Origin of the sequence: Microcoleus sp. Pol11C3, assembly GCF_036701485.1 — a bacterium.
Taxonomy (GTDB): domain Bacteria; phylum Cyanobacteriota; class Cyanobacteriia; order Cyanobacteriales; family Microcoleaceae; genus Microcoleus.
The window spans coordinates 1-1674 of the sequence record NZ_JAUBQW010000294.1 but is presented as its reverse complement, the minus strand read 5'-3'; the positions used below and the strand labels follow the sequence as shown (position 1 = coordinate 1674).

The following is a 1674-nucleotide window of genomic DNA, read 5'->3' as shown; positions in this document are numbered from 1 at the left end:
ACCGCCACTGATGCCGTCATCCCCTTTTTGTCCGTAAAGCAAGTCATCGCCTGCTTTGCCATGAAGATAGTCATTGCGGGGGCGTGCGTAGATAATGTCATTCAATGGCGATCCTGTGACGCGATCGTCCTTATCGGTCAAACCGATTACTGACTTTTTCAACAAGGTTGTGACATCGCCTAAGTTATCGTTGTCACTGATATTGACTGTGAGAGGGGCGACGAGATTATCATACAATGTGTCAGTGCTGGTAGTGGCGTGGCTAATGGGGCTGACACGCTCGCCCTCAACAACCGCATCGTCAACCGCAGTCACCGTTACCGTTTGGGCGACATTCCAATTGACGGGAGTAAAAGTAAGGGCAGGTTGGCTGACAATAACTTGAGTTTCAGGCGTAATGGCGACGGTGACATTAGCAGTTGGCTGAGTATTTAGTCGCACTTTGTATATATCGCTGCCCAAGCTTTCGAGTACGTTGGTACTGCCCAGTGGTTCAAGGAAAATGACAGCGGGAGTACCGAGAGTTGGCGTTGGAGTCGGAGTTGGAGTCGGAGTTGGAGTTATTGTCGGAGTCGGAGTCGGAGTTGGAGTCGGAGTTGGAGTTATTGTCGGAGTCGGAGTCGGCGTGGGAGTCGGCGTGGGAGTCGGAGTTATTGTCGGAGTCGGAGTTGGAATCGGAGTCGGAGTTATTGTCGGAGTTATTGTCGGAGTTGTTGTTGGAGTCGGAGTTATTGTCGGAGTTATTGTCGGAGTTATTGTCGGAGTCGGAGTCGGAGTTGGAGTCGGAGTTATTGTCGGAGTCGGCGTGGGAGTCGGCGTGGGAGTCGGTGTTGGCGTTGGAGTCGGTGTTGGCGTGGGAATGTTAACAGTAAAACTGCCTAAATTGCTAGCTACAACTTGATTGCCAAAAGTATCTTTTACTTGCGATGCTTGCAAATTAACAGCATAACTCCCATTATCTGTATCATCCCAACTTCCCCCAAGCGGAGTTAGAGAATAAATTGCCGTGCGAGGGGTGCCATTACTATTAGTATCGAGGTTGACAAATGTAGCAGAAATTGCCCCACCTGACCAGTTTACTACCAGGTCAGAATTATCGAAACTGCTAACATCAACTCCACTACTATCAGTAAAAGTAACTGTCAATGTCTGACTTGTACCACCAGCTATAGTAATGTTAGAGACGGCAGCCAAGCTAGCAGTAGGTGTGGCAAAATCAGTCGATAAAAGGAATTTTACCCTTGGGGGCAAGCTCAAAACTTTGTGCTATCACGATGACTTTGTTGTAGGGCAGCTTTGCCATACGAAGCCAAGTTTCAAGCTCTATACAGGGTGGGCTGATGCTAGGTAGTTCCTCAAAAGATGGTGCAGTGTATAAGGTAATCATTGTCAAGACCTCGCTGGTGCTGTTAGATGATTTGTCGCTTCAACCCAATAAAGATGCTTTTGCTAGTCGCCGTGCTGCTTCAATTAATGATGATCGATCACCCTAATCAATGTGGTTCCTGGGGAGTTGCGATCGGCGCTAATCGCTTTGCCCTATCGCTCTGGAATACAACCTGCAGCCTTTAATCAAAATATATCTGTGCTGAACAACTGATATCATGTCCGGGAACACGCCCATAGTAAAATGAATAAGTATGCCTTCAGTCGCCAGCATCCACGCTCTCCCAT

Annotated in this window: 2 protein-coding genes and 1 pseudogene; 1 reads left to right on the top strand and 2 read right to left on the bottom strand. The window is 48.1% G+C overall.

Features of this window, described 5'->3' with window-relative positions; genetic code table 11:
• Positions 1–1257 (bottom strand): annotated as a pseudogene (locus QUA40_RS28645) (hypothetical protein); the annotation flags it as partial.
• Positions 1217–1303, bottom strand: a complete 87-nt coding sequence (locus tag QUA40_RS28640) for a hypothetical protein (RefSeq protein WP_333132081.1) — start codon at positions 1301–1303, stop codon at positions 1217–1219. The gene QUA40_RS28640 and the pseudogene QUA40_RS28645, both read right to left, overlap by 41 nt.
• Before the next feature lie 37 nt (positions 1304–1340).
• Between QUA40_RS28640 and QUA40_RS28635 the strand changes: the two genes are divergently transcribed.
• Entirely contained in the window at positions 1341–1493 is a 153-nt protein-coding gene (locus QUA40_RS28635; protein ID WP_333132083.1) for a hypothetical protein, read from the top strand.
• The last annotated feature ends 181 nt before the right edge of the window (positions 1494–1674 follow it).

Excerpts from the sequence above, each read along its gene's own strand:
- QUA40_RS28635 (WP_333132083.1), top strand. The coding sequence starts at position 1,341 with ATGCTAGGTAGTTCCTCAAAAGATGGTGCAGTGTATAAGGTAATCATT.
- QUA40_RS28640 (WP_333132081.1), bottom strand. The coding sequence starts at position 1,303 with ATGGCAAAGCTGCCCTACAACAAAGTCATCGTGATAGCACAAAGTTTT.